The sequence below is a fragment of the Pseudomonas sp. PICF6 genome (genome assembly GCF_009831705.1).
Lineage (GTDB): Bacteria > Pseudomonadota > Gammaproteobacteria > Pseudomonadales > Pseudomonadaceae > Aquipseudomonas > Aquipseudomonas rhizophila.
This window is the reverse complement of the sequence record NZ_WUUD01000013.1, coordinates 236,310-243,503: the sequence shown is the minus strand read 5'-3', so window position 1 is coordinate 243,503 and position 7,194 is coordinate 236,310. Positions and strand designations below refer to the sequence as shown.

The 7,194-nt window shown below is 61.6% G+C and carries 6 protein-coding genes; 2 read left to right on the top strand and 4 right to left on the bottom strand.

Features of this window, described 5'->3' with window-relative positions; translation table 11 throughout:
* On the top strand, positions 1-231 hold a 231-nt coding region (locus GSM73_RS27015), incomplete at its 5' end, for an EamA family transporter (protein ID WP_256676739.1).
* Here GSM73_RS27015 and GSM73_RS06140 read toward each other — a convergent pair.
* Positions 225-512, bottom strand: coding sequence for a SelT/SelW/SelH family protein (locus tag GSM73_RS06140; protein WP_160891884.1), 288 nt, complete (start codon positions 510-512; stop codon positions 225-227). The two genes, GSM73_RS27015 and GSM73_RS06140, sit on opposite strands and share 7 nt — an antisense overlap.
* A 71-nt stretch (positions 513-583) precedes the next feature.
* On the opposite strand from GSM73_RS06140, the gene GSM73_RS06135 reads away from it, so the two are divergent.
* A complete protein-coding gene (locus GSM73_RS06135) occupies positions 584-2,785 on the top strand; it encodes a patatin-like phospholipase family protein (protein ID WP_160891882.1) in 2,202 nt (733 codons plus the stop codon).
* A 126-nt stretch (positions 2,786-2,911) separates the two neighbouring features.
* Here the strand turns inward: GSM73_RS06135 and GSM73_RS06130 are convergent, their stop codons facing one another.
* The 3 genes from GSM73_RS06130 to GSM73_RS06120 form a co-directional block, all read right to left on the bottom strand.
* Positions 2,912-4,837: a FimV/HubP family polar landmark protein gene (locus GSM73_RS06130; RefSeq protein WP_160891880.1), complete on the bottom strand. Its 1,926-nt coding sequence runs from the start codon at positions 4,835-4,837 to the stop codon at positions 2,912-2,914.
* Between the two features lie 93 nt (positions 4,838-4,930).
* Complete coding sequence (locus GSM73_RS06125; RefSeq protein ID WP_047226202.1) at positions 4,931-5,365, bottom strand: MarR family transcriptional regulator; 435 nt, start codon at positions 5,363-5,365, stop codon at positions 4,931-4,933.
* A gap of 118 nt (positions 5,366-5,483) precedes the next feature.
* Positions 5,484-7,194 (bottom strand): RecQ family ATP-dependent DNA helicase (locus GSM73_RS06120; RefSeq protein ID WP_256676738.1); only part of this gene is annotated, 1,711 nt, incomplete at its 5' end.

Below are 7,194 nucleotides of genomic sequence, written 5' to 3'. Positions count from 1 at the left end.
CATAGCCTGTTCGTCGCCAGCCTGGCGGTGATCAAGGCCCGCACGGCGGCGGTGGTGTTTGCCATGGAACCGGTCTACGGCATCACCATCGCCTGGTTGCTATTCGATGAAAACCCGACGTTGCGCATGCTGCTGGGTGGCGCGCTGATCATCGTCGCGATCGTGATGTCGAGCCAACTCAGTGGCGGCACAAAGAAACCGGGTGTAAGCGCCCAAGCCGCGTCTCACTGAACCCGGTCGTTGTGGCCCAGGCCCCGCTCCGGGTCGATCCGGTCGCGGACCCGCTGCTTGAGAACCTTGGCCTCGGGAAAACCACCATCGGCCTTGCGTTCCCAGATCTGCGTGCCGTCGCAACTGATATGAAACACCCCACCGGTGCCCGGCACCAACGACACCTTGCCCAAGTCGTCGCTAAACGTGCTGAGCAGTTCCTGAGCCAGCCAGGCGGCGCGCAGCAGCCACTGACATTGGGTGCAATAGGTGATGACGACTTCCGGCTTGTGCTCGGTCATTGCGGGTGAACTCCTGGGGGCAAAGGCATCGCTATAATACCTGCCTTTGATTGCCCGCCCCGAGATTGACGATGCGCCGCCTGCTGCCTTGCCTGCTTCTGCTACTGCTGCCCCTGCTCGTTCATGCCAACGAGCCCGCCGTCGAGGCGCCGCATCCGAAAATCGGCCTGGTACTGTCCGGCGGCGCCGCCCGGGGCCTGGCCCACATCGGGGTGCTCAAGGCCCTGGAGGAGCAAGGCATCCAGATCGACGCCATCGCGGGCACCAGCATGGGCGCAGTGATCGGTGGACTGTATGCCTCAGGTTACAAAATCGACGAGTTGGAAAAACTCGCCCTGGGCATCGACTGGCAACAGGCCCTGTCCGACGCTCCGCCGCGCAAGGACGTGCCGTTCCGGCGCAAGCAGGATGACCGGGACTTTCTGGTGAAACAGAAACTCAGCTTTCGTGATGACGGCAGCCTCGGCCTGCCCTTGGGCGTTATCCAGGGGCAGAACCTGGCCCTGCTGCTCGAAAGCCTGCTGGCCCACGCCAGCGACACCCGGGACTTCGACAAACTGCCAATCCCTTTCCGCGCCGTGGCGACCGACATCGCCAGTGGCGAGAAAGTGGTGTTTCGCAAGGGCCACCTGCCCAAGGTCATCCGCGCCAGCATGTCGATCCCGGCGGTATTCGCGCCGGTGGAACTGGACGGCCGGTTGCTGGTGGATGGCGGCATGACCGACAACATCCCGCTGGATGTGGCCCGGGAAATGGGCGTGGACAGGGCCATCGTGGTGGACATCGGCACCCCGCTGAGCACCCGCAAGCAATTGGTCACCGTGATCGACGTCCTGAACCAGTCGACCACCCTGATGACCCGGCGCAACTCCGAAGAACAATTGGCAACGCTCAGAGAAGACGATGTGCTGATCCAGCCGGCGCTGGCGAGCTTCGGCGCCACAGACTTCGGCCGCGCCCATGAAATGATCGACGCCGGTTACCGTGCAGCCCAAATACTCGAGGCCCGCCTGGCGCACCTGCGCCCCACGGAGCCGGCCGACCCCGAGCTCATGGCGGCGCGTACCCCAAGCGAGCGCACGCCGGTCATCACCGCCATTCGCGTGGAGAATGACTCCAAAGTCGGTGACGACGTGATTCGCTATTACGTTCGCCAGCAAGTCGGCGAGCCGCTGGACCTGGGTCGTTTGCAGACCGACATGGGCACGTTGTACGGGCTGGATTACTTCGAGCAGGTGCAATACCGCGTAGTGCACAAGGCCCCGGACCATACGCTGGTCATCAGTGCCCGGGGCAAACGCACCGGCACCGATTACCTGCGGCTGGGGTTGAGCCTGTCGGACGACATGCGCGGCGACAGCGCTTTCAACCTCGGCGCCAGCTATCGGGTCAATGGCATCAACCGCCTCGGCGCCGAGTGGCTGACCCGGGCACAGATTGGCGACAAGCAGGAGCTGTACAGCGAGTTCTACCAGCCGCTGGATGTCGGCTCGCGCTACTTCATCGCACCCTACGGGCAATTCGAATCCCGCAACGTCGAGTCCATCCTGGACAACGACCCGGTGGCCCAGTATCGCGTCGAACGTTATGGCTTTGGCCTGAACCTGGGCCGGCAGATTGGCAACAGCGGCGAAATCCGTTTCGGTGTCGGCCAAGCCTGGGGCGAGGCAGATGTACGCATTGGCGATCACGACCAGCCCAGCGAAAGCTTCAATGAAGGCTTCTACGACCTGAAGTATTCATTCGACTCCTTCGACAATGTGTACTTCCCTCATGAAGGCGAAGACATCGGCCTGACCTGGCGCCAGTATGAGCCGGGATTGGGTTCCGACCAGCGTTACCGCCAATGGGAACTCAATCTGGACAAGGCACTGAGCCACGGCCCGGACACCTTCATCCTCGGTGGGCGTTACGGGCGTACCCTGGACACCGCTGAAGTGGTGACTTCAAGCTTTGTACTCGGTGGTGCGCGGCAACTGTCGGGCTTTCGCCAAGACGGCATCTCCGGGCAGAACATAAGCCTGATGCGCGCTGTGTATTACCGAAGGCTCACACCGCGAGCCTACCTGCCGCTGGATTTCCCGCTGTACATCGGCGGCTCCCTGGAACGCGGCCGGGCGTGGAACAACGACAATGAGTTCGACAGCGGCTACATCAATGCCGCCAGTATTTTCCTGGGGTTTGATACGCCGTTGGGGCCACTGAATTTCAGCTATGGGTTTAACGATGATGACGAGCAGGCGGTGTATCTGAATCTGGGGCAGACGTTTTGATGGCCCTGTATCCGCAGCAGCTCCCACATTGGTTTCGTGTCGTTCGCGGGCTTGGCGTTCACCGCAAATCCCCTGTGGGAGCGAGCCTGCTCGCGAAGGGGCCAGCAGGCTCACTAATAAAGGACTTCAGCGAATCCCCGCCAGGAGCACACGCGCGGTTTGCCTGAGAGGTTCGTTGCCCTCTTCGAGCAACTCTTCCAGCAGTGCGACGGCGGTTTTCAGATCGCCATCGTCAATGCAGTTCTGCGCCTGCTCCAGCTTGTCGGAGTGTTCCGGTACCTGAAGCTCTTGGTGGACAGGCTCGAGGACCATCGGCTCCAGTTCCAGCGACTGCTCTTCATCGGCAAACCCGTCGAGAAATGCATCGTCCAGCGATTCGGTTTCAGACGGTGCGCTCCACTGCAGGTCGGGCTCGTCGAAACTCGAAAGCGACAAGTCCCCAAAGCCTTCGGGCGCAACAGGTGTTTTTTCAGTGGTGCTGTGCTGCGGCTCGGCAAGGTCCCAACTGGTTTCCATGGACAGCGCATCCAGATCGAGTTCGAACTCGTCACTGGACGCAGGAGCGACGTCAGTCAGCGGCGGCTGAGGTTCTGTCACCATGGGCGCGGCCACCGCGGCGACCTTCGGATAACGCCCGCGGATTTCTTCGAGTGTGCTGACGTCAATGCCCTGCGCCAACAAATGATGTTCCTGGGCCTGGAAACCGATGGTATCGCCCTGCTTGCCCAGCACTTCCAGCAACTTGAGGCCCAGGTCGGTGCGCGCGGGCTCTGTCAGCAGCGCGGCGCGCAGTAATCCCGCCGCTTCGGTGAAACGACCGTAGGTCAGGTAAATCCCGACCCCTTCCAGCACGTCCCCCAAAGGTGCATCACCGTTACTGAACGACGTGGCGGCCTCGGGCTGTTCCGTGTCGGCGGTCGAAGCATAGGTTTGGGTGTCGTCTTCAAGCATCGGTTCCGAACGCTCGGGCAGGGGCTCCATTTCGGCCTGTTCTTGCTGCCGCCGACGAAGGAACAGCAATAACCCGAGCAACCCCAACAGCCCCGCGAGCGCCGTTATCCACAGCCAGTTAATGCCCTCCTCTGGTTCCGGGACCGGTTCTGTGACGGGTGGTGCTTGATCTGGCGGCGCGGGTGATGCGGCTGGCACCGACTCCGGCTGCGCAGATTCAGCAGGGGCCGGCGTGACCTCGGCCAGCTGTGTCTGCAACTCGCTGATCTGCTGGCGCTGACTCGCGATTTCTTCGTCCTGGGATTGGAGCAGCGCCTGCAGTTGCTCGATGGTTTTTTGTTGCTGCTCGTTTTGCAGCACGCTGGCGGCCAGTTGCTCGTCGGACATGGCGGAGGCCGGGGCGGCAGCCGTTTCTGCCGCTGATGGCAGCACCGCAGAATCGGGCAGCAATAAACGCTGGCCCACGGAAAGCCGGTCACTGCCGGGGTTCAGGGCCTGGATGCCCTGCATCAGCTCATTGACCGAAGCATTGCTGCCGGCGTCATGCAGGCGTTTGGCGATGGACCAGGGGTTGTCTCCCTGCACGACGGTATAGCGCTTGCCTTGAGTAGCCGCAGGCGGCTTGATCGCAGGCGTTGCCTGGGCCGCGGCGGAAGGCTCGTCCCGCGCCGGTACGATACCTGGCGTGCCCGGCGGGTCGATCAGCACGGTGTATTCGCGCAGCAGACGCCCGTTGGGTTGATTGAGCTGCACCAGGAAATTGAGGAAGGGTTCCTCCACCGGTTTGCTGGAGGTCACCCGAATGTAGCCGCGCTCGCCGCGCAGCACTGGCGTGAAGCGCAAGCTATTGAGATAGAACACCCGCTCCACGCCGGCACGGCTGAAATCGTCCGCGCTCGCCAGGCTGGCCGACAAATCGCTTTCACTTACCCCGGTCACATCGACCAGGGCGATATCGGCACGCAACGGCTGATTCAGGGCGGAATGGAGGGTGATCTCCCCAAGCCCCAGCGCCGATGCCAACGCCGAATACCCCATGGCTGCCACGACTACCAACACGTTGAGCCAACTGCGCAACGTGCACTGCAAACTTACAAGCATGGGCATCCCTTTTGATTACCAGACTGAGCGCCTAAGTACTGGTTATAGTTCGCGAACCGCCGAATCTCAAAAGTCTGATGCCTGGGATATGCCTCAGGATTTTTCCAGATTGGCCAGAATCGTGCCATGGACCCGCATGCACACGCGCATGTCGGCTTCATCGACCCCCTCGAACAACTCACGGCGCAGTTGCGTGGCAATAGTTTCGATCTGTTCGATCAGCGGCAGCGCCGGTGCACAAAGCACGATTTTCTTGGCACGACGATCCTCGGCCACGGCCTGACGCTGCACCAGGCCCTGAGCTTCCAGGCTGTCAAGCAACCGGGCCAGGGTCGGGCCTTCGACAGCGACACTCTGGGCCAGTTCGCGCTGGGTCGGCGCCTGTTCGAAACGGGCCAGGTGCAACAGCACCAGCCAGCGGGCCTGAGACAGACCCAACCCGGCCAGGCGACGATCCAGCTCGGCGCGCCAGCCTCGAGACATCTGCGCCAACTGCATGCCAAAACGGTGTTGATCGGTTAACGGCATAAAAAAACTCATCAGATCTGAAATAGAGAAAAACTAATTATTAGTCAGCTAAGCATGAGCTTCGGATTCAGGCAAGGTTTACCCTGTAGTGAATCGTTAAAGGAAGGTAACTCACTGATCAGACTTCAAATTCCGACTGCAACGCAGCCCTGACACAATACAGGACACCTTCCGGAACCCGACCGACAAACAGTGCTGCAACTTCCGACACCGCTGGCAACTCGCCTTCGCCGTCCAGAAACGCATCCTGCACCTCGCCCATCAATTCCTCGGGTAAATCCAACGCCTGCTCCAAAGACAACTGCTGCTTGCCGATGGCCTCGGCCAGCATCGTATAAACGTTCTTTTCCGAGCATTGCAGTTGTCCGGCAATCTGCAACGGGGTCATGCCGGCGCGGGCCAGGGTGATCAATTCGTGACGAACATCGGCCACCGCTTTCGGCGCCTCGACCTCGCCGCCCAGCACTTGGAGGAAGGCTTCGCCGTAACGCTCCAGCTTGCGCGCGCCCACGCCACTGACCCGGGCCATTTCCGCCAGGGAGGTGGGTTGGCTGCGGAGCATTTCCAGCAGCGTCGAGTCGGGGAAGATCACATAGGGCGGCACGCCATGCTCTTCGGCCAGCTTGCGACGCAAGGCGCGCAAGGCTTCCCACTGGTCGCGCTCTTCGCCGCGCACCAGTTGGCTGGCCTGGCTCTTGCTGTTCTTGATCGCGGTTGCCGGCTTGAGATCACGGCGCAGTTCGAGGGAGACCTCGCCTTTGAGCAAGGGACGGCAGCTCGCACTCAGGCGCAGACCGCCGTAGCCTTCCAGGTCGATATCGGCCAACCCGCGGGCCACGAGCTGGCGGAACAATGAACGCCACTCACTTTCCGTGCGTGCCTTGCCCACACCGAACACCGAAAGATGCTGGTGGCCAAAACTGCGCACCTTTTCGTTGTCCTTGCCCAGCAACACGTCCACCAGATGCCCCACGCCATAGCGCTGGCCGGTGCGATAAATCGCCGACAACGCCTGGCGGGCCGGCTCGGTGGCGTCCCAGGTTTCCACGCCGTCGACGCAGTTATCGCAATGTCCGCAAGGCTGGGGCATGTCTTCATCGAAATAAGCCAGCAAGGTCTGGCGCCGGCAGCGGGTCTCTTCGCACAGCGAAAGCATGGCGTCGAGCTTATGCTGCTCAAGACGCTTGTGGCGCTCGTCGCCCTCGGAGTTCTGCAGCATCTGCTTGAGCATCACCACGTCTTGCAGGCCGTAGGCCATCCACGCGTCCGCCGGCAAACCATCACGGCCGGCGCGCCCGGTTTCCTGGTAATACGCCTCGAGGGATTTGGGCAGGTCCAGGTGCGCGACGAAACGCACGTTGGGCTTGTCGATGCCCATGCCAAACGCCACGGTGGCCACCATGATCAGGCCTTCCTCATTGAGGAAGCGCTTCTGATGATAGGCCCGCAGGTCATTGGGCAGGCCGGCGTGATACGGCAATGCCGGAAAGCCTTGCTCGCAGAGAAACGCCGCCACTTCATCGACCTTTTTGCGCGACAGGCAATAAACGATGCCGGCATCGCTGCGCCGCTCGGCAATAAACGCCAGCAACTGCTTGCGCGGCTGCTCCTTGGGCACGATGCGGTAGAAAATGTTGGGTCGGTCGAAGCTGGAAAGGAAGCGCTCGGCGTTCTGCAAATGCAGGCGTTCGACGATTTCTTCGCGGGTGCGTTTGTCGGCGGTGGCGGTCAGGGCGATGCGTGGCACGTCGGGAAACAGTTCGGCCAGTTGCCCCAGTTGCAGGTATTCACGGCGGAAGTCGTGGCCCCATTGGGACACACAGTGGGCT

What these genes read in the sequence shown, in the direction of transcription:
- GSM73_RS06140 (WP_160891884.1), bottom strand. Translation starts at nt 512, where the DNA reads ATGACCGAGCACAAGCCGGAAGTCGTCATCACCTATTGCACCCAATGT.
- GSM73_RS06135 (WP_160891882.1), top strand. Translation starts at nt 584, where the DNA reads ATGCGCCGCCTGCTGCCTTGCCTGCTTCTGCTACTGCTGCCCCTGCTC.
- GSM73_RS06130 (WP_160891880.1), bottom strand. Translation starts at nt 4,837, where the DNA reads ATGCTTGTAAGTTTGCAGTGCACGTTGCGCAGTTGGCTCAACGTGTTG.
- GSM73_RS06125 (WP_047226202.1), bottom strand. Translation starts at nt 5,365, where the DNA reads ATGCCGTTAACCGATCAACACCGTTTTGGCATGCAGTTGGCGCAGATG.